This is a genomic window from Aeromicrobium sp. PFPM2_SD2, from assembly GCF_057364525.1.
The window spans coordinates 1-23,552 of the sequence record NZ_JBNFNZ010000004.1; the positions used below are offsets into that span (position 1 = coordinate 1).

General features: G+C 68.0%; 17 protein-coding genes, 1 tRNA gene and 4 pseudogenes. 5 read left to right on the forward strand and 17 right to left on the reverse strand.

Annotated features, from left to right (window positions below; genetic code table 11):
• From AC2W7G_RS00805 to AC2W7G_RS00815, 3 genes are all read left to right on the forward strand, one after another.
• On the forward strand, positions 1-362 hold a 362-nt coding region (locus tag AC2W7G_RS00805; protein ID WP_485866747.1), incomplete at its 5' end, for a hypothetical protein.
• A gap of 82 nt (positions 363-444) precedes the next feature.
• Positions 445-517: transfer RNA gene (locus tag AC2W7G_RS00810), tRNA-Lys, on the forward strand.
• A 496-nt stretch (positions 518-1,013) separates the two neighbouring features.
• Positions 1,014-1,628, forward strand: coding sequence for a TetR/AcrR family transcriptional regulator (locus AC2W7G_RS00815; RefSeq protein WP_485866748.1), 615 nt, complete (start codon positions 1,014-1,016; stop codon positions 1,626-1,628).
• Between the two features lie 794 nt (positions 1,629-2,422).
• Here the strand turns inward: AC2W7G_RS00815 and AC2W7G_RS00820 are convergent.
• The 15 genes and pseudogenes from AC2W7G_RS00820 to AC2W7G_RS00890 all read right to left on the reverse strand — a co-directional run bounded on the left by AC2W7G_RS00820 (position 2,423) and on the right by AC2W7G_RS00890 (position 21,344).
• A complete protein-coding gene (locus AC2W7G_RS00820; protein WP_485866749.1) occupies positions 2,423-3,712 on the reverse strand; it encodes a Glu/Leu/Phe/Val family dehydrogenase in 1,290 nt (429 codons plus the stop codon).
• 25 nt (positions 3,713-3,737) lie between these two features.
• Positions 3,738-4,594 (reverse strand): annotated as a pseudogene (locus tag AC2W7G_RS00825) (3-hydroxybutyryl-CoA dehydrogenase).
• A gap of 87 nt (positions 4,595-4,681) precedes the next feature.
• Positions 4,682-5,871 (reverse strand): annotated as a pseudogene (locus AC2W7G_RS00830) (acyl-CoA dehydrogenase family protein).
• Positions 5,868-7,007, reverse strand: coding sequence for a CaiB/BaiF CoA transferase family protein (locus AC2W7G_RS00835; protein ID WP_485866750.1), 1,140 nt, complete (start codon positions 7,005-7,007; stop codon positions 5,868-5,870). Before AC2W7G_RS00835 ends, AC2W7G_RS00830 begins: the two are co-directional and overlap by 4 nt.
• Complete coding sequence (locus AC2W7G_RS00840) at positions 7,004-7,909, reverse strand: aldehyde dehydrogenase family protein (RefSeq protein ID WP_485866751.1); 906 nt, start codon at positions 7,907-7,909, stop codon at positions 7,004-7,006. The genes AC2W7G_RS00835 and AC2W7G_RS00840 overlap by 4 nt, the downstream gene beginning before the upstream one ends.
• 119 nt (positions 7,910-8,028) lie before the next feature.
• A pseudogene (locus AC2W7G_RS00845) lies at positions 8,029-8,505 on the reverse strand (aldehyde dehydrogenase family protein); the annotation flags it as partial.
• Entirely contained in the window at positions 8,502-9,836 is a 1,335-nt protein-coding gene (gabT, locus tag AC2W7G_RS00850; RefSeq protein ID WP_485866752.1) for a 4-aminobutyrate--2-oxoglutarate transaminase, read from the reverse strand. The pseudogene AC2W7G_RS00845 and the gene gabT, both read right to left, overlap by 4 nt.
• A 202-nt stretch (positions 9,837-10,038) precedes the next feature.
• On the reverse strand, positions 10,039-11,097 hold the full coding sequence (locus AC2W7G_RS00855; protein ID WP_485866753.1) for a helix-turn-helix domain-containing protein: 1,059 nt from the start codon (positions 11,095-11,097) through the stop codon (positions 10,039-10,041).
• Positions 10,998-11,399: a PucR family transcriptional regulator ligand-binding domain-containing protein gene (locus AC2W7G_RS00860; protein WP_485866754.1), complete on the reverse strand. Its 402-nt coding sequence runs from the start codon at positions 11,397-11,399 to the stop codon at positions 10,998-11,000. Before AC2W7G_RS00860 ends, AC2W7G_RS00855 begins: the two co-directional genes overlap by 100 nt.
• A gap of 392 nt (positions 11,400-11,791) precedes the next feature.
• Entirely contained in the window at positions 11,792-12,424 is a 633-nt protein-coding gene (locus AC2W7G_RS00865) for a Rossmann-fold NAD(P)-binding domain-containing protein (protein WP_485866755.1), read from the reverse strand.
• 372 nt (positions 12,425-12,796) lie between these two features.
• On the reverse strand, positions 12,797-14,152 hold the full coding sequence (locus AC2W7G_RS00870; RefSeq protein WP_485866756.1) for an aldehyde dehydrogenase family protein: 1,356 nt from the start codon (positions 14,150-14,152) through the stop codon (positions 12,797-12,799).
• A gap of 146 nt (positions 14,153-14,298) precedes the next feature.
• Positions 14,299-15,807: an APC family permease gene (locus AC2W7G_RS00875; RefSeq protein ID WP_485866757.1), complete on the reverse strand. Its 1,509-nt coding sequence runs from the start codon at positions 15,805-15,807 to the stop codon at positions 14,299-14,301.
• A gap of 108 nt (positions 15,808-15,915) precedes the next feature.
• A pseudogene (locus AC2W7G_RS00880) lies at positions 15,916-17,426 on the reverse strand (aldehyde dehydrogenase family protein).
• A gap of 89 nt (positions 17,427-17,515) precedes the next feature.
• Positions 17,516-18,985 carry a cache domain-containing protein gene (locus tag AC2W7G_RS00885; RefSeq protein ID WP_485866758.1) on the reverse strand — a complete coding sequence of 490 codons (1,470 nt, stop codon included), beginning with the start codon at positions 18,983-18,985 and terminating at the stop codon, positions 17,516-17,518.
• 733 nt (positions 18,986-19,718) lie between these two features.
• A complete protein-coding gene (locus AC2W7G_RS00890) occupies positions 19,719-21,344 on the reverse strand; it encodes a methyl-accepting chemotaxis protein (RefSeq protein ID WP_485866759.1) in 1,626 nt (541 codons plus the stop codon).
• Between the two features lie 349 nt (positions 21,345-21,693).
• On the opposite strand from AC2W7G_RS00890, the gene AC2W7G_RS00895 reads away from it, so the two are divergent.
• Complete coding sequence (locus tag AC2W7G_RS00895) at positions 21,694-21,897, forward strand: cold-shock protein (protein WP_485866760.1); 204 nt, start codon at positions 21,694-21,696, stop codon at positions 21,895-21,897.
• Between the two features lie 83 nt (positions 21,898-21,980).
• Here the strand turns inward: AC2W7G_RS00895 and AC2W7G_RS00900 are convergent, their stop codons facing one another.
• Together AC2W7G_RS00900 and AC2W7G_RS00905 are read right to left on the reverse strand one after the other, a co-directional pair.
• On the reverse strand, positions 21,981-22,448 hold the full coding sequence (locus AC2W7G_RS00900) for an SRPBCC family protein (protein WP_485866761.1): 468 nt from the start codon (positions 22,446-22,448) through the stop codon (positions 21,981-21,983).
• Complete coding sequence (locus tag AC2W7G_RS00905) at positions 22,445-22,795, reverse strand: ArsR/SmtB family transcription factor (RefSeq protein WP_485866762.1); 351 nt, start codon at positions 22,793-22,795, stop codon at positions 22,445-22,447. The genes AC2W7G_RS00900 and AC2W7G_RS00905 overlap by 4 nt, the downstream gene beginning before the upstream one ends.
• Before the next feature lie 75 nt (positions 22,796-22,870).
• Between AC2W7G_RS00905 and AC2W7G_RS00910 the strand changes: the two genes are divergently transcribed.
• Entirely contained in the window at positions 22,871-23,521 is a 651-nt protein-coding gene (locus tag AC2W7G_RS00910; RefSeq protein WP_485866763.1) for a lysoplasmalogenase family protein, read from the forward strand.
• Positions 23,522-23,552 lie beyond the last annotated feature (31 nt).

The following is a 23,552-nucleotide window of genomic DNA, read 5'->3' on the forward strand; positions in this document are numbered from 1 at the left end:
GCCCCTGCTCGGGCGCGCTGTCGCCCCGCGCGGGCCGGCGGGTCAGCGACGCGTACGTGGACCGGGCGAGCCGCTCCGGCTCGTCCGCGCCGGGCGGCATGGTCACTGGGCTGTTCAGCGGACGCATGATCGTGCGGTCCGCGCTGAGCGCCGTGGCGGTGATCGGCCTGCTCATGAGCGCGAGCGGCGTCTACTACGTGCTGGTCGTGCAGGACGACTCCGTGCTGCTGGCGTTCGTCGTCGTCATGACCGTCACGTGGGCGGCCACGGCGTGGTGCCTGCTGCGCACCGAGCTCGCGGTCAGCCGGTCGCTGGGGCTCCGCACCCAGGCATGGGGCGAGGAGCGCCGGACCGACCGCTGACCGGGCCCCCGTACCCGCGTCCCCGGCGTTCCGCGTTCTGTCACAATCGAGCCGAGGCGCGGCCGGGCTCCCGGGGCGCCTCGGGCCTCTAGCTCAACTGGCAGAGCAGCGGACTTTTAATCCGCGGGTTGTGGGTTCGAGTCCCACGGGGCCTACCGGCGCTGACCTGCGGAAACGCGGGCAGCGCCGCCCCATGCCAACCGCCGCGTGGGCCCAACGTGGGGCAGGGAGCCCCGTAGGTGCCACCGAGTCGACCCGTGGGGCGAGGTGCACGTAGCGCTGCGTCGTCGCGATCGCCCTGTGCCCACGGGACTCACGTTCTCGACCGCGGGCGCTCCGGGGGTGGCCGTCCCTCGAGGACGTGGGGACGTTCGCGTCCAGGTCAGCCTGCCGACGACGACACCGGGTCCGTCTCGACCGACGGTCTCCGAGCGGACTCATGATCTCCTGGTTTTCTATATCGGCTGATCTAAATAAGAAACCTAGGCTCGGTCCGAGCCGTGTGTCAAGAGCCACACTGCTCGAATCCTGTGCCCGTGTTTCCGGGGTGTTTCGTCGGACTTTCGCGGCTACAGCTCCTGATACAGGAGGTTTTCATATGTCGAGCGTGTTAAAAGGCGTATGCTCGAGCCGAATGGGAAAGAGAGCTCCATGCCCAAGGTGGTCGACCACGAACAGCGTCGTTCCGAGCTCGCGGACGCCGCGCTCGACATCGTCGCCAAGCACGGCATCAAGGCCGTCACCGCCAAGGCCGTCGCGGAACGGTCCGGCTGGTCCACGGGAGTGATCAACCACTACTTCCGCTCACACCACGACCTGCTGGTCGGCGCGCTGCGTCGTGCGGCCGAGGTCCAGGGCCGGCACTTCCGTCATCTGCGGCTCGATCCGAGCGCGGCGCCGCTGAAGCGGCTGGCCCTGTTGCTCGAGAGCATCCTGCCGCTGGACGACCGTCGCGTGGCCATGACCCGCATCTTCCTCGTCTTCTACGCCGAGGCCGCCGCCAACCCGGACGCTCGTGAGGAAGTCGTCGACTACCTGCACAACTGGCGCCGCGTGGTCGAGCGGATCATCGTTGACGCGCAGCGCCAGGGGGAGCTGCCCGAGACGCTCGACGCCACGCAGCACGCGATCGAGCTCGTGGGTCTCGCCGATGGTGTGGCGATCCACGCCATGCTCGACCCGGACCTGCTTGGCCGTCTGCGAGGGGCGGACGGCAAGGTGCAGCTCGAGCTCGTGGACGGCGCCTGGCGCGTGAACCTGCCCTGACGGACGCCCCTGGCAGGCGGGTTGCGCGATCAGGGATGGCGGCCGGGCTCGCGGTTGCGCATCGGCGACCTTGCGCGCCCGAGCGTCGTCGCGGCCGGTCGCAGGATGGCCGGGCCGGCTCCAACCCGCAAGCAATCCTTGCACTGCTTGTTCTCGCCAGCGTGTCTCGGGCGCGCCGCTGTCCTGCGTGATCCGAGTGTGTAGGCGCCTGTCGTCTGCCCGTGCTGACGGACGAACCGTGCCACCGGACAGGACGAACGCCAAGTCCGGCTCGGGGCCAGACGGCGATCAGATGGAACTGTGTGTCCGCCGTTTCGAGATGCCGCCGTGCCCCGGCCCCTGCGAGGACCTCGCTAGCATCCGACACCGGCTCGCATGGTGCCGGCCGATCCGTCGTTGGGCGAACCCGCGAGACTCGCGGCTTTACCCAGCCGCAAGAGTGGGCGCCCAGAGTGCGTACTCCCGCTGACGTGGTTCCGATGCGGACGCCTGACGGCCCCGTCCCAGAGGTACGGGATCGCAGCGCCTCCTCTGTGGTCCCGCCAGGTAGCGCTTCACACCTCGGGCTGACGACCTCTTCTCCCCCGTCGCACAGCACGCCCAACAGCTCGCGAACCGGCTGAGGCCCGCCGAGGGGCAGACCATGTGGACGAGCGTCCCGGTCGTGCTCCATGAGCGGCTCCGGAGCTTCGACGTGCGGCCATCACAATTCCGCCGAAGCACGACCGGGGCCGGCAGTGGGGCGAGTGCGGTCCCGACGTGAACCGCGAGATGCCGGAGTCCCTAGTCGACCGTCACGGGTAGAGGCCCCGCACACGATGGGCTTCGGCCACCGTTTGCACGGCTAGCGAGGTTGCTGCGGCGCGCAACGTCAGATCGTGAGTAAGCGCGTGAAGTCTGACGCGACCCCACGCATGACGCATGCGCTGCTCCAGCCGTTGCTCCACCTCCTGGACGCTCCACCAGTACGCCTGGTTGGCCTGGACCCACTCGAAGTACGACACGACGACTCCGCCGGCGTTCGCGAGGATGTCGGGCACGACCAGGATGTCGCGCTCTCGCAGGATCTCGTCCGCCGCGGCAGTCGTCGGTCCGTTGGCTCCCTCGACCACGATCCGGGCCCTGACGTGCCGAGCGTTGCCCGCGTGGATCACGCTCTCGACGGCGGCGGGGATGAGCACGGTGACGTTCAGCTCCAGCAGCGAGTCCTTGTCGACGAGCTGTTCCGCGTGTGCGAACCCGACCACGGAGCCCGTGGCATCGACATGGTCTTCGAGTGCGGGAATGTCCAGTCCGCCTTCGTCGACGATGGCTCCGTACTGGTCGCTGATGCCGATGACCTTCGCTCCGGCATCGTGCAGGACGCGCGCGGCGCCCCGTCCGACCTTTCCGAATCCTTGGACGGCGACGCAGACGGACTCGAGGGGGATGCCGAGCTCGTCCAGAGCGGCCAGCGCGACGTGCACAACACCGTTGGACGTCGCCATGGCGCGCCCGAGAGATCCGCCGACACTCAGGGGCTTGCCCGTGACCACACCTAGGACGGTGTGGCCCTTCGCCACCGAGTAGGTATCCATCAGCCACGCCATCGTGCGCTCATCGGTACCTACATCAGGTGCGGGGATGTCGATGCCGGGACCGAGGATCGGCGAGATCTCGCTGGTGTAGCGACGCGTGACCCGCTCCAGCTCGGCCTCGCTGTATTGACGGGGATCGATGGTGACGCCGCCCTTGGCGCCCCCGTACGGCACATCCAGAAGCGCGCACTTCCAGGTCATCCACATGGCGAGCGCGCGAACCTCGTCGAGGTGGACGTGCGGACTGAACCGGATCCCGCCCTTCGCGGGGCCACGGGACAGGTTGTGCTGCACGCGGTGTCCAGTCAGGACCTCGATGCTGCCGTCGTCGCGACGCAGGGGCACACTGACAGTGACCTCCCGCCGCGCGACCGCGAGCATGTCGTAGACGCTGCTGTCGTAACCCAAGATGTTCACCGCCTCGCGCAGTTGTTTGCGCGCGTCGGTCAAAGGGTCACTGTGTGCGGACATCCCGGCGCCGGCAGGGACGCCCTCGATCGTGGTCACGGTTGAATCTCCTTCGGTGCGTCGCTCAGGCGTAGTCGTAGAAGCCATGCCGAGTCTTGCGACCCAACCGTCGGGCTTTGACCATGCGTAGGAGCAGGGCGGGAGCTGCGTAGTTGGGGTCCTTGAACTCGTCGTACATCGAGGCGGCGATGGCAGCCGTGGTGTCTAGTCCGATCAGATCGGCGAGTTCCAGGGCCCCATGGGGTGGGCGCAGCCGAGTCGCATCCCGGTGTCAATGTCGGCGGCGGTGGCGAAACCGGACTCGAGCATGCGGATCGCCGACAAGAGGTAGGGGACCAGTAGAGCGTTGACGACGAAGCCGGCACGGTCGGCGGACGTGATTGCCTGCTTCCCAAGCGCCGTGGTGACAAAGTCGGTGACCGCTTCGATCGTCGCGACCGAGGTCCGCAGGGACGGGACGATCTCGACGAGGGGCATCACCGGCACCGGGTTGAAGAAGTGCAGGCCGACGATCTTGTCCGAGCGACTGGTCGCCATCGCCAGGTCGATGATGGGGATTGATGAGGTGTTGGTCGCGAGGATCGCGGACTCCGCCACGACTGCGTCCAGGGTGGCCAGCACCGCGGTCTTGGCGGTGACGTCCTCCGCAATGGCCTCGACCACGAGGTGGCGGTCATGGAAGTCCTCGAGATCGGTCGTGAAGGTCAGGTGCGCGAGGGCGCGGTCGTGCGACGCCTGGGTTACCTTGCCCTTGCGGAGCGCTCGGTCCAGCGACTCGTAGACTCGGTCACGGGCGGCCCTGAGGCGTGCGTCATCGGCCTCACGTACCAGGACGTCGAGACCGGCACGCGCACACACTTCGGCGATGCCGGCGCCCATCTGGCCGGCGCCGACGACGCCGATCCGGTCGAGATCGTTCATGTTGGCTGCGCCTCCTCCCGGGGCGTCCTGGCTCACCGCAGCGTTGCGCCACGGACGAGCGCTGCGCTGCGGTGAGCCGAGTCGGGGTCAGCGGAAGGCGGGCTGTCCGGTCATCGCCTGGCCGACGACGAGGGTGTGCATCTCCACGGTTCCCTCGTAGGTGAGCACGGACTCGAGGTTGTTCATGTGTCGAATCACCGGGTACTCCAACGAGATGCCGTTTGCACCCAGGACGGTACGAGAGGTGCGGCAGATGTCGAGAGCCTCACGGACGTTGTTCAGCTTGCCCAGGCTCACCTGCTCGGGCCGCAGCGAACCTGCGTCCTTGCGCCGGCCGAGGTGAAGCGCGAGCAGCACACCCTTGGTGTACTCCAGGTTCATGTCGACGAGCTTCTGCTGCGTCAGCTGGAAGCCAGAGATCGGCCGGCGAACTGCACGCGCTCGTTGGCGTACGACAGGGCGGTCTCCAGCGACGACCGGGCCGCGCCCATGGCGCCCCAGATGATGCCGTAGCGCGCCTCGTTCAGGCAGCTCAATGGCCCCTTGAGACCTCGGACCTCGGGGAACGCGGCGGTCTCGGGCACTCGCACGCCGTCGAGGACGAGCTCGCTGGTGACTGACGCGCGCAGGGACTGCTTGTGCTTGATCGCGGGGGCACTGAAACCGGGCGTCGCCGTAGGCACGACGAACCCACGGACGCCCTCGTCGGTCTGCGCCCAGACCACGGCGACGTCGGCGATCGAGCCGTTCGTGATCCACATCTTCCGGCCGTCTAGGATCCAGTCCGTCCCATCACGCCGGGCGCGAGTGAGCATGCTGCCCGGATCCGAGCCGACATCGGGCTCGGTGAGACCGAAGCAGCCGATCGCCTCGCCCGCGGCCATGCGCGGCAACCACTCGTTCTTGTGGTCCTCGGACCCCCAGCGCCAGATCGCGAACATGGCGAGAGACCCTTGAACAGACACCAGCGAGCGGATACCCGAGTCGGTCGCCTCGAGCTCCAGGCAGGCGAGCCCGTACTCGGTGGCGGACATGCCGGCGCAGCCGTAGCCCTCCAGGTGCATGCCGAGGACGCCGAGTGAGCCGAGCTCCTTAGCGAGACCCCTCACGTCGTCGATGGTGCCGCGCTCGAACCAGTCGGCCACGTACGGGTCGATGCGCTCCGCGCACAGCTGTCGCACCGAGGCGCGCACGGCCTTCTCATCGGCTGACAGCAGGTCGTCGATGCCGACGGGATCGAGGGGTGCGAACGCAGGCAGGGCGGTCGTCGTGCTCATGATGATGTCTCCTTGGTCAGCCAACGACGTACGTCGTCGTTGTGCTGGCCCAGCAGCGGTGGTGCTGCGTAGGCCGTGATCGGGGTTGCTGAGAACGTGATGGGGCTGCGTACCTGGGGCGCTGAGCCATCACCGACGTCGACCGTCGGGTTCAGCTCGAGTCGTTCTGCGAGACCGAATGCGTCCGCGATGTCTCCGACCTGCCCCGCCGGCACTCCGACTTCGGTAAGTCGTTCGATCCAGTGGCCGACGGTGTTGCTCGCCAATGAGGCCTCAAGGGTTGATACCAGTTCATCGCGATGCGCCACCCGGTCGGCGTTCGTCGTGAACCGGGGGTCGTGAGCGAGGGCGGGTGAGCCTAGAACGACGGTCAGCTTCGCGAACTGCGAGTCGTTCCCGCAGCAGATGGCGATGTGCCCGTCCTGGGCTTCGAGCGTCTCGTACGGCGCGATTGAGGGGTGCCGGTTGCCCATGCGCTGCGGTGCAAAGCCCGTTGCCAGGTATGCCGATGCCTGGTTGGCCAGCGAGCCCAGGAGGCTCGACAGCAGGTTGACCTCGACGAGCTGGCCGCGTCCGAGGCGCGAGCGAGCATGCAGGGCCGCCAGGATCGCGGTCACAGCGTCCTTCGACGTCAGGACGTCGACGAGTGCCACGCCCACCTTCGTCGGCTGGTCGTCACCGGTGATGCTCATCAGGCCGCCAACGGCCTGCACAAGGAAGTCGTAGCCGGCCAAGTTGGCACCGACCCCGCTACCAAATCCCGTGATGGAGGCGTAGATGACGCCGGGATTTCCTGCCGCTACCTGCTGGTAGCCGAGTCCCCGGCGTTCAAGAGTCCCGGACCGGAAGTTCTCGATGAGGACGTCACAACGACCGGCCAGCTCCTGAGCGAGCCGGAGATCCTCAGGATCGCCCAGATCAAGCTCAACGGACTTCTTGGACCGGTTCGCGCTCTCGAAGTACGAACTCGACCCTTCCGTCCAGGGCGGCCCCCAATGGCGGGTGTCGTCCCCAACCCCCGGACGCTCGACCTTGATCACCTCTGCGCCCAGGTCGGCGAGCGTGGCGGCCGCCAACGGGCCGGCCAGCACCCTGCTGAAGTCGGCGACGAGCACTCCCTCCAGCGGAAGCGTCACGACCGTCCCTCCGGGTCTCGGCGGCCGGCGACGCGGCGCGGGACGTTCCAGGGGTTGTCCGACCGAGCCTCTGCGGGGAGCAAGTCATCGCGCGACGACTGGAACGCCACGGGCCGAACGAATCGGTCCAGGCCGTGTGCCCCGACCGACGTCGCGGACGGGACCGACGTCGACGGCCAGGGCCCTCCATGCTGCTGTGCCCAGGTGAATGCAACGCCGGTGGGCCAGCCGTCGATGACTACGCGCCCGACCTTGCGACTGATCGCTTCGACGAGCGCCGACGCCTGGCCGTCCTTCGCGCCTCCCGTGATGACGCTGGCGGCCAAGGAAGCCTGGAGCGTCTCCAGAACGGCGTACAGCTCGTCCTCGGTTTCGTACTCGCAGACCAAGGCCACGGCGCCGAAGCACTCCTCCAGAAGCCTGCTTCCGGGCTTCAAGTCGGTGAGGTCTGCGCGCAGCACGGCCGCGGGCGCATGCCAGCCCGGCGCCTTCTCACCGTCCAGGCTCGCGACGACCTCCGCTCCGGCGTCGACCATCTCGGCGATCCCGTCGGTCACCGACCGCGCGATGGCTTCGGTGAGCATGACCGGTCGAGGGGATGCCTCGCGCAGGGCGTCGGCGACCGAGCGCGCAGCGTCTGCGCCAGCAGGAGCGACCATCAGGCCGGGCTTGGTGCAGAACTGTCCGTGGCCCATAGTGAAAGACGCGACGAATCCCGCGGCGACTGAACGCATGTCGCGAGCGCCGTCGTGCGTCACGATGACAGGATTGACCGTTCCCATCTCCGTGTAGACGGGGATGACCACGTCCCGCTCGTTGGCCAACTGCCACAGAGCCAGACCGCCGCGCTGAGATCCGGTGAAAGCCACGGCTGCAATCTCGGGCGCCTTGACCAGGTCCACGCCGGCATCGAGGCCGATGACGATGTCGAAGGCGCGACCGGAGCGCCCGTGCCGGCGAGGGCTTCGCGGGCGAGCTCCGCCTGCCGAAGGCTCAACCCCAGGTGTGCGGGATGGCCCTTGACAACGACCGGGCAGCCAGCGGCCAGCGCGGCGCCGGTGTCGTTGCCCAGCACACTGAACGCGAACGGGAAGTTGCTCGCGCCGAACACTGCGACGGGACCCAGGGGGCGATTCACGCGCACGATCTCCGGGTTCCCGTGCAATGCCGGGTCTATCGTGACGCCCAAGTAGGACCCCTCCACGGCTACGTCGCCGTAGAATCGCAGTTGGTTTGCAGCACGAGCCACCTCGCCCAGGAGGCGCTCTTCCCCAAGCGCGGTCTCCGCCTCGGCGAGTGCAGCGAGCTCGACTCGGTGCGCCTCGAGGCTGTCGGCGATGGCGTACAGCCACTCACGACGGACGGCCGGGCTGACGCTGGCGACTAGAGGCGCTGCCTCCGATGCTCTTCTCGCGATGGCGGTCACCGCTTCGGGAGCCGTGACGTTCGCCGTCGCCACCACCCCGCCCGTCCGGGGGTTGTAGGACGCGGCACTCACTGGTTCACCTCGACCGCGGCGATGAGCACGTCGAGGGCGTCGTCCAAGAGATCCATCGGGATGACCAGCGGGGGCAACAGCCGGATCACGTTGCCGAACGTCCCACAGACAAGCGTCAGGACACCCTCGCTGTGGCATCGGGCGGCGACCGCGCGAGCGATCTCCGGCGCCGGCACGTCGGTGCCTGGCTCCACGAACTCCAACGCCAGCATCGCGCCGCGTCCCCGAACGTCACCGACGACGGACTGCTCGCCGAGCAACGCCTCGAGTCGGGGCTTGACTCGATGCTCGATCGCCCTTGCGCGCTCGACAAGGTTCTCGTTCTCGATCGTCGCGATGGCGCCGAGCGCCGCAGCGCACGCGACCGGGTTCCCGGCGTAGGTTCCCCCGAGGCCCCCCGCGGCAACGCTGTCCATGAGCTCTGCACGCCCCGTCACCGCGGCCAGCGGCATGCCTCCAGCGAGAGCCTTGGCCGTAGTGATCAGATCCGGCACCACGTCCTCGTGCTCACACGCGAACATCGCACCGGTGCGAGCGAGACCGGTCTGGATCTCGTCAGCCACGAAGACGATGCCGTGCTCGGAGGCGAACTCCTGGACCGCCTTCAGGTATCCGCGCGGCGGGACGATGAACCCGCCCTCCCCCTGGATGGGCTCGGCCACGATCGCGGCGACATTGCCGGCACCGATCTGCGTCAAGACGGTTTCCTCCAGCGCTGCAAGTGCCTCGGTCGCCGCGTTCTCGGGCCCGGAGGGCCACCGGTAGGGGTAGGGAGACGGGACGCGATACACCTCGGGCGCGAACGGGCCGAAGCCCTCCTTGTACGGCACGTTCTTCGCGGTCATCGACATCGTGAGGAGGGTTCGACCGTGGTAGGCGTGTCCCAACACCACCACGGCCGGACGGCCCGTGGCGGTACGAGCGATCTTGATCGCGTTCTCCACGGCTTCGGAACCCGTGGTGAACAGAGCGGTCTTCTTCTCGTGGTCCCCCGGAGTCAGGCGGTTGAGCGCGGCGGCCACATCGACGAAGCCCTCATACTGGGTGACGAGGAAGCACGTGTGGGTGAAGCGCTCAGCCTGCTCAGCGACACGACGGACCACCTCGGGATCCGACGCCCCGACGCTCGTGACGGCGATACCCGAAGCCAAGTCGATGATGTGGTTGCCGTCGACGTCGACGATGATGCCCCCACCAGCATGGTCGACGAAGACCGGCATCGTCATCCCGAGACCGGCGGCCAGCTCGGCACCGCGCTGCTCTTGCAGCTTCTGCGACTGGGGGCCCGGGATGCCCGTCGCTAGGATCCGGCGCTGTTCGGGCTGCGACATTGTTCCTCCGTCAGGTCGATTGGCTCGATCCTAGGAACGTGCAACCTCCCCATCTTTGGATGATCCGACGAAAGTTGACTGTTTTCGTAGAAGCGACGAGCTCGGCTCGTTCATGCGGCGCCTCGGGCGCGCAAGGCCAGCCAGATCTCGGCCGCGATGTCAGGGTCGTCCAGCTCTAGACCGAGCAGGTCGCGTGCACGACTCACCGGTACCGGACGGTGTTCCGATGCAGGTCGAGGGCCTTGGCGGCCTGCTCCCACTGGCCGCGGTGCCGCAGGTAGGACACCAGTGCGTCACGGACCTCGGGCGAGGCAGCCGACAGAAACGCATCGAGCGATTGGCGCACACGAACGGCATCTGTGGACCGTGGCAGGACCACAGCGCCGGGTTTTGCGGAGTTCAGGGTTCGGAGCAGGCGCACACGCGTCGGGCCTGCCGCCTCGGCAGGCACGGGATCAGAGAGCGCGAGACCGGCATTGGGATCCGTCAGGTGCAGCTGCTCGACCAGCTCGACCGGATCGCGATGGTCGCCCGGCACGATGAACCACGCGAGCGAACGATCCACGGTCACGGTCAGCGCCTCGGGGCACCATCGTTCGACCTGGGAGCATGTCGACTCACTGTCCCTGGCCCGAACGGCCATCACCGCGACCTCGCGGCGAGGGATCGACACACCGGTGTCGGCTGCCAGGCGGTGTGCGGCTTCGACCATGCCGGCGTCCATCAGCAGGGCGATGCACCGGCGGGTCGCCTGATGGATCGACCGGTCGCGTAGACCGCGCACGGCGTCGAGGCTGAGCAGCGCCGCGGCAGTCAGCACGACGCGGCGTTCAGAGGGCTCGAGCTGGCCGGGTGAGCCGGCGGCGAGGTAACCGACGATCCGCCCCTCCACCGCGAGCGGCAGAACCAGGACGACGTGCCTGCCGACGTTGAACGAGGCGGATGAGTGCACGCCTGCGACCTGAAGCCGACCGACTTCTGCGCGGACCTCTTCCGCCTCTTCGCCCATCGAGAGTGGGTAGACCTGGTCCACGTCGCCAGTGGAGGCCAGCAGCGCCGCCCACCCGTCGAGGAGCCGGGCCAGCCGGCGAAGGATCGCGGCTGCTGGGTCGGTCGCCACAGCCGCGTCCACCAAAGCACGGTGGGCGGCGACGGCGTCACTCAGCCGCTGCTCGGTCGATCGGGAACGCGCCGCCCAGTAGGCCTTCGAAATCTTGAGGAACGGGGTCGGAGCAGGCACTGTGAGGAGCGCCAGCCCCACGTCGCGGCAGGCCTGAACGAGCGGCTCCGGGGGGCACTGTGCACCGGACCCAGACCTAGCGCGAGGGCGCTGACGTTCGCCTCGACGAGTCGCGCGACGTACCCCTGACAACCGATCTCACTGGTCGGCAGAGCCAGGCCGGTCGTCAGGAGCAGTTCCCCCCCACTCAGGTAGGCGTTCGGGTCGGTCAGCTCGCTGATGTGCACAGCAGTGATCTCAACCTCAGATGCCCGGGAGCCTTCTGCTGGCTCGAGATGGTGACCGAGACTTGAGCACAAGGAGGCCACCGTAGGTAAGGACATCTATGCTCCTTCGTCGGACTGCACAGGACTGGATCGATTCCATCGAAACGTACAAGGCGCCGCGGTTCCGCCCGTGTTCGTCCGTGCGGATGATTCGCCCGCGGCGACTGAATCCCGCGGTCCATGCCTCAGATCGCATGTCGCCATCCAGGTCAGCTCACTCGCGACAGCCCATTGCGGGGAGCCATCGGAGCTCCGCGACGGCTCGTCGACAGGTTCGTCGGCGAGGAACCTGCGCGTCCGGGCCACGACCTCGTCGAGGACACGCCGAGATCGTGGAACAGCGCGGCGGCATCGCGCGCGTCTCACGCCGACTGTGATGAGGTTTCCTTCGTACCGGCCCTCTCGGAGAGCAAGGAGCTGCACGGCTGCGGCGTGGCGGACTACCGGCCCTACCGGATTCCCTCGCGCGCTCGTGTCGGGTCACGACGCGCCTCGCTCCGGACGTCACTGAGGCCGGCATAGATCACGTCCAGCCCGCAGGGCACTTGGCAGAAGTGGTTCCCTCCGCCTACATACGTCTGGGGACGGCCCCGATCTCCCGTCGGGGGAATGAGAACCCGCCACGATCCGAGCTCGGAGAACTCCACGTTCACCCAGTCATCGATATGCTCGCCTGTCTCCGAGTACGCGCTGTCGGCGCCCACCACCAGGTCATAGACCCCTGTCGTGCCGTCGGTGAACGTGACCGAACAGGAGTCCCCCTGGTCCTCGACCGAGTCAACAGTCATACCGTGGTACACGTTCACCCCCCGACGTTCCGCCTCCTCCTGCAGGATCCGGTGAAGGACCGGCCGCCCGACGACGATCTCGGCGGGAAAGTCCGTGCCGTCGATGGGGGGCAACTCGACCGCCTTCAAGAAGTCCACCTCGGGCTGGTAGTTGCGAATCCCCTCTCGGGCCCCCAGGACGCGGCCATCCGGTTCCGCGACGTCTACGCGGACTCCGCCGGCGGCCAGTCCATTGGCCAGACCGAGGCCACCGATGCCTCCACCGACAATCAGTACGTCTTCCAGCGTTCGCATGACTTCCTCCTTCCATCCGTCGTCGCGGGCTGAACCACGCGTCGATGATGATCTTGCAACCGGATCCCGGTTCTCTTGCACGGGGAGAGCGCCCCGGCGCGGACCTGCAGTCGTACGGCGCACCGCGCTACACGGACTTGGGACCTCCTTGTTCCAGGCGCCGTTCTCCCTCTGGAATGTGGAGTGCGACATATGAAACTAGTTTTCGGTGATCAATAGCCGCTGCGTGGATCACGCAGGCCGTGATGAGGCATGACAGAACGCGGGCGGGGTGGGTGACTACGGCCGCGTGTCCCGGCGATAGACGCGCGTCGGCCCATCCCAGCCGCCCCACGGGGCGGCCGAGATGGGCCGCGGCAATAGCCCGTCACGCTACTTGGCAAAGCGGAAAAGCTTCTTGTTGGCGAACTCGAGCATGCCGGCCTTGCCGAGCTCGCGGCCGTAGCCGGAATTCTTGACGCCACCAAAGGGAACGTCAGGCCCCTCCAGGCCCGCGGCTCCGATGAAGACCATGCCCACGTCGAGTTGATTGCCAATCGCCTCGGCACGCTCGAGGTCATCGCAGATCACGACCGATCCCAGTCCGTACGGCGAGGAGTTCGCTAGCCGGACGGCCTCCTCGTCGCTCGCGACGCGGTAGAGCTGCGCAACCGGACCGAAGAGTTCCTCGCTGTAGACGTCCATCTCCGGCGTGATGTCCTTCAGCACGGCGGGAGCGTAGACGTTGCCCGACGGCGTGTTGTCGCCGATGAGCAGCGATGCGCCCTGGTCGAGGGCACGCTGCACCTGACCGGCGAGCCTGTCCGTGGCGCCAGTCGAAGACAACGGCCCGTAGTCGCCGTTCTCGTACGACTGGCCACCGATCGCTGCCTCGAACTTCTTGGCGAACTCGTCGAAGTACTCGTCGAGGACGACGATTCGTTTGAGCCCGTTGCATGCCTGGCCCGTGTTCTCCATCCGGCCGTTCACGGCCTGAGTCACAGCATGATCGAGGTCGTCGGTGTCGAGCACCAGGCAGACATCCGAGCCGCCCAGCTCCAGCACGCACTTCTTCAGCGCCCTTCCCGCCTGCTCGGCGACAACCGCGCCGGCGCGCTCAGAACCAGTCAGCGAGATGCCCTGGACACGAGGATCCTCGATCATCATGGCGATGTCGTCGTGCGAGGCGAAGACGTTGACGTAGGCGCCCTCGGGGAAGCCTGCATCGCGGAAGAGCTGCTCGAGCGCCAGGGCGGACTCCGGGCACTGGGTGGCGTGCTTCACGACTACTGAGTTGCCCAGGATCAGGTTCGGCACGGCGAAGCGCGCGACCTGGTAGTAGGGGTAGTTCCACGGCATGATGCCCAAGATGACGCCCAGGCCCTGGTAGCGGAAGAACGTCCGCAGCCCGTCCTCGACCTCGAGCTCCTCGTCTGCCAACCACACCTCGGCGTTCTTGGCGAACGAAGCGGCGATGTCTCCCGAGAATTCGGCCTCCCCGATCGCCTGGTCGAGCGGCTTGCCCATCTCGCGGTTGATGATCGCGCCTAGTTCCTCCTTGCGATCGTGGAAGAGCTCGGCGACCCGCTGTGCGAGGGCCGCGCGCTCGGCCACCGTCGACTTCCGCGACCACTCCACGTACGCGTGGTGCGCCGCGCCGAGGGCTGCGTCCAGGTCGGCCGGCGTCGACGTCGGGTATTCCTTCAGAGTCTCTCCGGTGGCCGGGTTGACGACTGCGAAGACGGTCATGTATCTGCTTTCCGTGATGCGTTGATGTAGAGGTGCCTCAGGGACGCCGCGGCCGTGGAGGGAACCAAGGAACGGCCCCGTGGACCGGACGTGCATGTTCGCCCGGTCCACGAGGTACTCAGCTCGCGGCGCCCCGTCCCGCGGCCTTAGCGCGCCGTGTCGCTGTCGCCGGTCTTGTGCAGGTCGGCGGCGTCGCCGTACGGCGCGTCGCTGCGGTCGTGCGGGTTGCCGAGGAACAGGTACAGCAGACCGACCCCGAGCACGATCCCGACGGACAGCAGCACGAGGTAGTTGTCGTACCAGGCCGCGTCCGGAGTGCGAGGCCACGCCATGTTCGTCGCCGCAGCCACCTGGTACGCCAGCGCTGCGACGTTGATAGCCAGACCCCAGGCTCCCAGCGTGAACCGTCCCGAAGGCCGCCATCCGCGCAAGCGGGCACGCAGAGCCGCCAGGACAACCATCATGAAGCCGAGGTAGATGCCGAGCGATGCGAACGAGACGATGCGGGTCAGCGCGTTGTCAGAGACCTGCGATCCCAGGACGATGGCGATCGGGATCACCGCCGTGAGCAGCAGCGCGTACGGGGGCACGTGACGGCTCGCGGAGAACTTCCGGAACAGGTGGCTTCCCGGCATCATCTCGTCGCGGGCGTACGCGTAGATCAGGCGGCTCGCGGCGGCCTGCAGGCTGAGTGCGCACGAGAAGAAGGAGATGAGCACCACGACCAGAACGATCCGGAAGCCGACGTCCCCGAAGGCCTTGCTCAGCACGGTCGTCACCGGGTCAGGGTCCGCCCCGCTCATCACCGCTCCAAAGTCTGGCACCGCCAGGACGAGGGCGAGGGTGATGAAAAAGGCCGCCGCACCGCCGATATAGATCGTCATTCGCATGGCCTTCGGAATCTGACGCCCGGGGTTGACCACCTCCTCGGCGACGTCGCCGCAGGCCTCGAAGCCGTAGTAGAGGTAGACGCCGATCAACGAGGCCGCGAGGAATGCCGAGATGTAGGAACCGCCCGAGCCCGCTCCCTCCGTGCTGAACAATGCGCCCAAGCCGTGGTGACGCTCCGTCAACAGAAGCCACGCACCCACGACGATCGCGCCCGCCAGCTCGGCGGCGAACCCGAAGAAGGCGACCTTCGCCAACAGGCTGGTACCGCCGAGGTTCAGGATGGTCACCAGGACGATGATCGAGACCGCGCAGACGACCGTCACGGTCGTCGTCGGCTCGATGCCCAGCACCATGGCCACGAAGGGACCCGCGCCGTAGGAGACGCTGGCCATCGTGACGACCAGGGCGAGCATGTACACCCAGCCCGTCATCCAGGCCCACTTGCGTCCCCACAGACGCCTTGCCCAGGGATAGACGCCCCCGGACACGGGGAACTGCGAGACGACCTCACCGAACACCAGTGCCACGAGCAGCTGCCCGACCGCGGCGATGACTACCGCCCAGATCATCGGCGGCCCACCCGTCCCGAGGGCGAAGGCGAACAGCGAGTACACGCCGACTACCGGGGACAGATACGTGAACCCCAGGGAGAAGTTCTCCCACAGGTTCATCGTGCGCTTGAAGTCTGACGTGTAGCCAAGCGACGCCAGATGCGCGTCGTCATCGGCGTGGCGTCGATCCCCCGAGACTGTGTTGTCAGTCATGGATCCTCCGTTCGGCGGACGAGCCGCCAGCTGTGCCGTGGCCTCGGAGTAACGCGGGGCCTCAGCGGTTGTTGAGTTGAAAATCGATTCGCCGACCCGAGCCAGCGGTCACCAGCCACCTTCGGCACGGCGGTCGTACCGGGTCGTCGTGTCTCCCAGGTCGAAGACGAGCAGCTTCGATTCGGTGAACGTCTGCAAGAACCACTGCGAGAGCTCACGGCCCACTCCGCTGCGCTTCGCGCCGCCGAAGGGAGCCAGCTGGTCCCAGTAGTTGCTGGTCTCGTTGACATTGACGCTCCCATGCTGGAGCGCTTCACCGACGCGCCAAGCGGTTGCCAAGTCCTTTGTCCACAACGATGCGATGAGACCCAGATCGGTAGAGTTCGCGATTTCGACGGCCTCAGCGATCGAGTCGACCTTCACGATCGGCGCGACCGGGCCGAACGTCTCCTCCTGCACGATGGTCATGTCCGGAGTCACTCCGGTGAGCACCGTTGCGGGGTAAAAAGACCCCGCTCTTCGCCGAACTGGTAGACCTTCGCCCCCTTGGCGCGCGCATCAGCGACGTGGGCCCGCACTCGGTCGACCGACGCCTGGTTGCGCAGTGGCCCCATGGTCGTGCGCGGATCGGCGGGATCCCCCACGACCAGTTCGGAAGCGCGGTCGAGCAGCTCGGAGACGAATTCGTCGTGGACGTCAGCGTGGACGAGGAGGCGCTCGGCCGACGTACAGACCTGACCCGCGTAGTAGAAGCAGCCGTTCATCGCCCCATCGACTGCCGCGTTGAGGTCCGCGTCCGGCAGGATGATGAACGGCCCGTCACCACCCAGTTCCAAGAGGTGCGGGCGAAGCGCGGCGTCGCGGGCGATCCGCTCGCCCGTCGCCGTGGAACCGGTGAAGAAGATTCCGTCCACGTCGGCGTGGGTCGTGACCGCGGAGCCGACTTCACCCGCGCCGTGCACGATGTTGATGACACCCGCGGGAAGTCCGGCTTCCTGGAAGATCTCTCCCATCATGCTGCAGCTGATGGCCGCGTACTCGGAGGGCTTCCACACGACTGTGTTGCCGGCCGCGACGATGTGCGCGAGGGCGATCGACGAGATGTCAGTAGGGAAGTTGTAGGGCGTCACCACGCCGACGACGCCTAGGGGCCGGAAGCTCTGCACCAGGCGCTTGTTGGTGGTTTGCTCCTGCGTCGACGGGAAGGAGAGTCCGCGGTGGCGGAGGATCTCCTCGCCGGCCTTCTGCCACGAGGGCGCCGAGTACTCGTGCACCTCCTCGCGAGCCTCGTCGATCGTCTTGCCGATCTCCGCGATCAGGGTCTGGGCCACCTCCTCCGCCCGTTCGGTGAACACGGCATGGATGCGACGCATGATCTTGGTCCGCTCGATGACGGGGAGCGCGGCCCACCCTGGATGCGCCGCTCGAGCGGCGCGGACCGCGGCATCGACGTCGTCGATCCCGCACGCCGTGACATGGCGGAGCACACGACCATCCTGCGGCGACCTGACCTCGAAGTCGCCGGCGCTTCCGAGACGCCACTCGCCATCGATCAGCGCCCTGACAGGCGCCTCCGCGTTCAGGGACTCGACGGATTGCGGCTCAGCGAACGTGCTCATCGGAGGCTCCTCTGTGACGTGGGCCTCAAACCTATGAAACTAGTTTTCGTTCGTCAACGCATTTCTGCGTTCTTCCCGATCCAACTTCGTTACAAGTTGGTTTCCAGCGCTCCCACATCCAGGACCTGGACCGTCTCGCCGGGCGTAGACCCGCCCTCCATCAGCTCGCCGGGCAGATGGAGCTCATGCGTGGACACGAGGACCCGACGGTCCTTCCCAACCAGGACGTACGGGGTCGGCGCAGCCTGGGCAGTGACGATGGACTCGATCACGCTGGCCGGAACGTCACCGGCCACAACTCCGATGAACTCCCCACGCAGGTGGACCGGAACCGAGACGGTCAGGACGTACTCGCCCGTGCAGGATGCGTCCACGTAGGGGCCTGTCACCTCAGGCGTGCGCGAGATGCGGGCGTGATCGAACCACTCCGCGAGCGCATAGTCGTAGAAGTCGGGCGCCGCCGGGTCCAGGTTGATCCTCAACGGCTCCACGCGCCCGTCCTGCGCCGTCCACAGCCACTCGAGCCAGCGCTCGACATCGCCGAGCAGCCCAGGACGAAGCACGACGCCCGCCCCGATGAGGGTGCCGGCATGGTCGGCGAGGACCTTCTCGATGTCGGGACGGAGCTCAGCCAGATCACGGCGGCGAACGCCACCCTCGGAGCTGCGCGCCGCGACGAGGTCACCGAACGAGCCCGCGAGCACTTGCAGTGAGTCCACGATTCGAGTCAGCCGACGCTGGAGCCCCCGCACAGGTCCGTCGATGTCCAGGCCCTCGCCAGACCTTGAGCTTTGGGACGCGATACGACTGGTCACCAGGCGGCGCGTGTCATGCTCGATGACTGCGCGAGCCGCGTTGCGCGCCGCACCTGCGTGGCGCGCGGTGACGGCCGCGACGAGTTCGGTGCGTAGTTCCACTGCCCGCTTGATCTCGTCGTCACTGGGATGCATCCACAACAGATCGCCAACCTCCGCCCGAAGCCGAAGGTCCTCACGCGCCAAGCGTGGCGACTGTGCCGCTCCCGACACCTCGACCGTGAACAACGAGTCGGCTCGACGGAGCTCTCCGGCTTCGCGGCCGACTCGCAAGCGCTCGACGTGAGACTCCAACCGCTTCACCTCGCTCGGCAGGGCCCGTTCAGCCGCGAGCTCTGCGGCCGTGGCAAAGATCGCTCGACGCTGGTCGCCCAGGTCGCGGATGTCAAGCAGCGACAGTCGCGCCAACCGGGTCGCGAACGATGCTTCGCGATCCACGGGCGCGGTGATCACTGTGCCACCGCCATGTCCACGACGGGTCGCGATCAGACCTTCACCGCGGAGGATTCTCAAGACCTCGCGGAGCGTGACAGAAGCGACGCCGAGTTGCGCCGCCAGCCGCGCCTCAGAAGGAAGCCGTTCTCCATCCAGGATGAGCCCGACCCGGATCGCGTCTCCGAGGCGTCGGGCCAGATCCTCCGCCCGACCCGCACCGGTGGCCGGTGCCGCCATGATCGCCCGGAGGGCGCCGGTTGTGAGCCCGACGTCCAGGTCGGAGCCCTCCCGTGCCCGGATCCCAGCCATTCCTGGACGCCTCCTCTAACCGCGTCGAGACTCAACACTTTCGTGTTGCCCGAACGATAGGCGACGACCAGGAAGATCGCGGAAGTCGGGCCGGTACGGACGCAGGGAACGGGATGGGGCGCGGCTAGAAGCGAACGGTCGCACTGAGTGAGGCATACCTTGGAAGTCATCAGCTCACGGAAGCGGCTTCGCAGGCGGACGCATCGAAGGAGCCCAGCCGGCTCGAGTCTCTCCGCGACGGACCGCGTTAAGCGCTCAGCACCAGCGTCGGCTGCGGTGTCGCTGGGCGGCGAGCATGGCTGCATGCTCCTTTCTCGGAAAGAAGCGTCGGACCGTGTCGTGAGACCACAATCGGCGATCGCTTCACGCGAACCCGCCGCGCATGCGTTGCTCGCTTCGACCAGCGTTCCGTGGTGCCGCACGCGCTTAGGCCGTTGCTGGGCACGCCCGCCAGCCCTCGAGTCGACGCTCCCACGGTCCCCGGTTACTCCCCGAATTCACGTCCACCACCGGGCATCCTCGTCCATCGCTCAGGACGCAGTTTCACGTTCCAACCCCTGCGGGTCGGGCCATTATCCGCTCCCGCCCATCACCAGCCATCCAGCGCCGCAGACGCACCCACTACTCCGCGGGTTGTGGGTTCGAGTCCCACGGGGCCTACCGCCGCGACGGGTCCACGCACGACAGCGGCCCGCGTCCGCCCGAGCGGGACACGGACCGCTGGGACCAGGGGTCAGTAGGCGAAGCGCCCCACCAGGGTGCGCAGGTCGCCGGCCATCCGGGACAGGTCCTCGGCCGCCTCACGGGTGCTGTCCGCAGCCTCACGGCTCTCGGCGGCCGAGCGGGCGACGCCGCTGACCGTGCCGGCGATGGCGACCGAGCCGTTCGCGGCCTCGGCGACGTTGCGGCTCATCTCGTTGGTCGTGGCCGTCTGCTCCTCCACCGCCGACGCGATCGTGGTCTGGCTGTCGCTGATCTGCCCGATGACGTCCGAGATCTGGCCGATCGCGGCGACCGCCTCCTCGGTGTCGCCCTGGATGGCCTGCACCCGGCGGGCGATGTCCTCGGTGGCCCGCGCGGTCTCCTGCGCCAGCTCCTTGACCTCGTTGGCGACGACGGCGAAGCCCTTGCCCGCCTCGCCCGCACGCGCCGCCTCGATCGTCGCGTTGAGCGCGAGCAGGTTGGTCTGCTCGGCGATCGAGGTGATGACCTTGACGACGTCGCCAACCTCGGCCGACGAGGTGCCGAGCCGCGCGACGGTCTCGCTCGTGCTGCTGGCCGCCGTCACCGCGCTGGCCGCGATGGTCGCCGCCTCGCTGGCGCTGTGCGCGATCTCGCGGATCGACGCCGACATCTCCTCGGTGCCCGCGGCGACGGTCTGGACGTTGGTCGAGACGACGTTCGCCGAGTCCGCGACGAGCTCGGCCTGCGTGGCCGACTCCGTCGCCGACCCGGACATCGACGCCGAGACGCCGGTGAGCCGCTCGGACGCGCCGGCCAGCGCGGTCGCCTGCTCGTCCAGCTGGCGCATCGACGCGGCGAGAGTCTCGAGGACGCCGTTGAGCCCGGTGCCCATGCGGGCGACCTCGTCCTTGCCGGCGGCGTCGGCGCGGACGTCCAGGCGTCCGGTCGCGACGGTGCCGAGCAGCTCGACCATGCGGCCCAGCGGACGGGTGACCGAACGGGTCACGAGCACGAGCAGCGCGACCGTCAGCGCGGCGGCGAGGGCCAGGACGCCCAGGTACAGGGTGCGGCCGGTGGCGACGGTCGACTCCTGCTCGTCCTGCAGCGTCTTGAGCCGCTTCGCGACCGACGTGCTCAGCGTGTCGGCCTCGCCGTACACGGCCTCCCAGGCCTCGCCGGCGGGTCCGCCGTTGATGCTGGCCAGGATCTCCGGCAGCGCGCGCCGTCCTTCGGTGCGCAGCTGCTCGCGGAGCTTGACGTCCTCGGCGAAGAACTGGTCGAACTGGGCCTCGGCGTCCTCGACGGCCTTCAGCTCCACGGGGGCCAGCACGTCGCGGTCGATCTCGGCGAACATCTGCTCGATGCCCTTCTGAGAGTCGGCGAAGCCCGCGATGTTGTAGGCGTCGTCGGCCAGGCCCTTGCGGATGCCGTTCGCCGCCGCCTCGGCGATGTACAGGCCCTGCCAGCCGGTGATGTCGTTGATGCGGATGAGCAGGTCGTCGGAGATACGGCGCGCCTCGTAGGCGTCGGCCAGCTCGTCCTGCTTCTCCTGCGCCCGCGCCTGCGAGACCAGGTCGACGGTGATGGCGGCCCCGAGCAGCAGGCCGCAGAGCGCGAACACGGCACCCAGACGCGTCCCGATCGAGCGGTCACGCAGCACACGGGTCAAGGCCATCGAGCATCTCCAGTCACGAAGGTCACGAACGTCACGGCCGAGGTCCGGCCGGTCGGTCCCATCGGCCGGATCCGGCCACACCTGAGCCGTTCCGGGCCGAATCCCACGCCTCACGACGGGGACCGCGCCGACCGCGCCCGCTCGTTCATCGGCTCTTCACCGAGAGGTCGGCCACGTGTGGGTGCACACGCGACGTCCCGTCCTGTACGGTTGAGGCAGTTGCTCGACGTTGTACCCCGGTTTCGAATGCGCCTCCTCGGAGGCACCAGCAGTTCTTCTCCAGGTTGATGTTTGCGCGACCGGCTCTCGCACGACCGTGCGTGGGCCACACCACCGGAAGGAGAACACTATGGCTACCGGAACCGTGAAGTGGTTCAACGCTGAGAAGGGCTTCGGCTTCATCGCCCCCGACGACGGCGGCGAGGACGTCTTCGCTCACTTCAGCTCCATCCAGACCAGCGGCTACCGCTCGCTCGACGAGAACCAGAAGGTCGAGTTCGACGTCGAGCAGGGCCAGAAGGGCCTGCAGGCGGCCAACATCCGCCCGCTCTGATCCTTCGAGCAGCCACTGCTTGAACGCACGAGGCCCCCGCACCGTCACGGTGCGGGGGCCTCGTCCATTCCCGGGCGACGACGTCAGCCGAGCGACGCGGCGAGCGCCTCGATCAGCTCGCGGGTGCCCTCCTCCCGCATGCGTCCGTCGTCGAACCCGTCCAGGTGGACGCCCTGCTCGGTGAACGTCAGGCGGGTGCCGCCCTCGGCCGGCTCGAGCACGATCGTCGTGACGGACGTGGAGATGTGCTGCCCGTCGATCCACATGTCGTAGGCGTAGACGATGCGCTGGTGCTCGACGATGTCGGTGTAGGTCGAGACGAAGCGGTGCTCGGGCCCGCCGTCGAACCGGCCGGCGCTGACGCCGTGCCCGCCGACGCGGAAGTCGTCGCGGTACTCCGACGACTCCAGGTGCTCGTCCTCGGCGCCGAACCAGCGACGCTTGGACTCCAGGTCGGCGAACGCGCGCCAGACGCGCTCGACGGGGTGGGGCAGGTCGCGCTCCACGACGAAGGTGTGGTGGGCCTGCGACCGTTCGGTGGTGGTGCTCATCGGGACTCCTCGATCGGTGGTGGGTCGTGCTCGTCCAGGTGCGCCTCGAGCCGGTCGAGCATCCGCTCGGCCGGGGTGCGGACGGTCCCCATCCAGCGGCCCGCCGTGTCGAGCGCCCCGGGGACGACCCGGTACGTCCGGACGCGGCCGGCCTTCTGGGAGGCGACCAGACCGGCGGACTCCAGCACCTTGAGGTGCTGCAGCACCGCCGGCAGCGACATCTCGAACGGCTCGGCCAGCTGGCTGACCGTGGCCGCCGAGCGGGCCAGGCGGGCGAGGATCGCGCGCCGGGTCCCGTCGCCGAGGGCACGGAAGACGGTGTCGAGGTCTTCCGAATGGTTAAGCACATCGTTAGGTATTGGCCGCGTCGTGCACGTCGTCAAGACCCGGCGCTGGACCTCGCCCTCGCTACGGTTCGGCCCATGTCGCCCCTCGCCTGGCCCGTCGCCTTCGCCGTCGTCGCCGTCGTCCACCTGGTGCTGAACGTGACCGGCACCTCGCCGTGGGACTCGGTCACGAAGTGCCTGCTCGCGCCCCTGCTCGCCGCGTGGGTGCTGGCCAGCGGCGGCCCGCGGATCCTCGTGCTGGTGCTCGCGGCCTGCGTCCTGGGCGACCTGTTCCTCGAGCTGACGCCGTCCGACACGTGGTTCCTGCCCGGCATGGCCGCCTTCGCCGCGGCCCACGTCTGCTTCGTCGCCTACCTCGTCTCGCGCGGAGCCGTGGACTGGCTGGCCGACCGGCCGCTGGTCGGAGCGGTCTACGTGGCCGTGGCCGTCGCGCTCGTCGCCTGGGTCTGGGGCGGCCTGGAGCCCGGCCTGCGGGTGCCCGTGGCCGTGTACGCGCTGCTGCTGACGACGACCGCGGTGTGCGCCTGGGCGGCGGGACCGGTGGCCGCCGTGGGCGGCCTGGTGTTCCTGGTGTCCGACGCCCTCATCGCCCTCGACGTGGCCGGACGCTGGACGCCGGCGCCCGAGGGACTGTGGATCATGCTCACCTACGCGCTGGCGATCGGGCTGCTCGTCGCCGGGTCGCTGGGCGAGCGCGCCGACCTGCGCGCGACCGCCCGCGCCTAGCTCAGACCAGTTGGGCCAGCGGGACGGCCAG

Bases quoted from the DNA above. Each gene is read 5' to 3' on its own strand.
- AC2W7G_RS00895 (WP_485866760.1), top strand. From the start codon at position 21,694: ATGGCTACCGGAACCGTGAAGTGGTTCAACGCTGAGAAGGGCTTCGGC.
- AC2W7G_RS00875 (WP_485866757.1), bottom strand. From the start codon at position 15,807: ATGACTGACAACACAGTCTCGGGGGATCGACGCCACGCCGATGACGAC.
- AC2W7G_RS00815 (WP_485866748.1), top strand. From the start codon at position 1,014: ATGCCCAAGGTGGTCGACCACGAACAGCGTCGTTCCGAGCTCGCGGAC.
- AC2W7G_RS00900 (WP_485866761.1), bottom strand. From the start codon at position 22,448: ATGAGCACCACCACCGAACGGTCGCAGGCCCACCACACCTTCGTCGTG.
- AC2W7G_RS00865 (WP_485866755.1), bottom strand. From the start codon at position 12,424: ATGCGAACGCTGGAAGACGTACTGATTGTCGGTGGAGGCATCGGTGGC.
- gabT (WP_485866752.1), bottom strand. From the start codon at position 9,836: ATGTCGCAGCCCGAACAGCGCCGGATCCTAGCGACGGGCATCCCGGGC.
- AC2W7G_RS00870 (WP_485866756.1), bottom strand. From the start codon at position 14,152: ATGACCGTCTTCGCAGTCGTCAACCCGGCCACCGGAGAGACTCTGAAG.
- AC2W7G_RS00910 (WP_485866763.1), top strand. From the start codon at position 22,871: ATGTCGCCCCTCGCCTGGCCCGTCGCCTTCGCCGTCGTCGCCGTCGTC.
- AC2W7G_RS00890 (WP_485866759.1), bottom strand. From the start codon at position 21,344: ATGGCCTTGACCCGTGTGCTGCGTGACCGCTCGATCGGGACGCGTCTG.
- AC2W7G_RS00885 (WP_485866758.1), bottom strand. From the start codon at position 18,985: ATGGCTGGGATCCGGGCACGGGAGGGCTCCGACCTGGACGTCGGGCTC.
- AC2W7G_RS00860 (WP_485866754.1), bottom strand. From the start codon at position 11,399: ATGTCCTTACCTACGGTGGCCTCCTTGTGCTCAAGTCTCGGTCACCAT.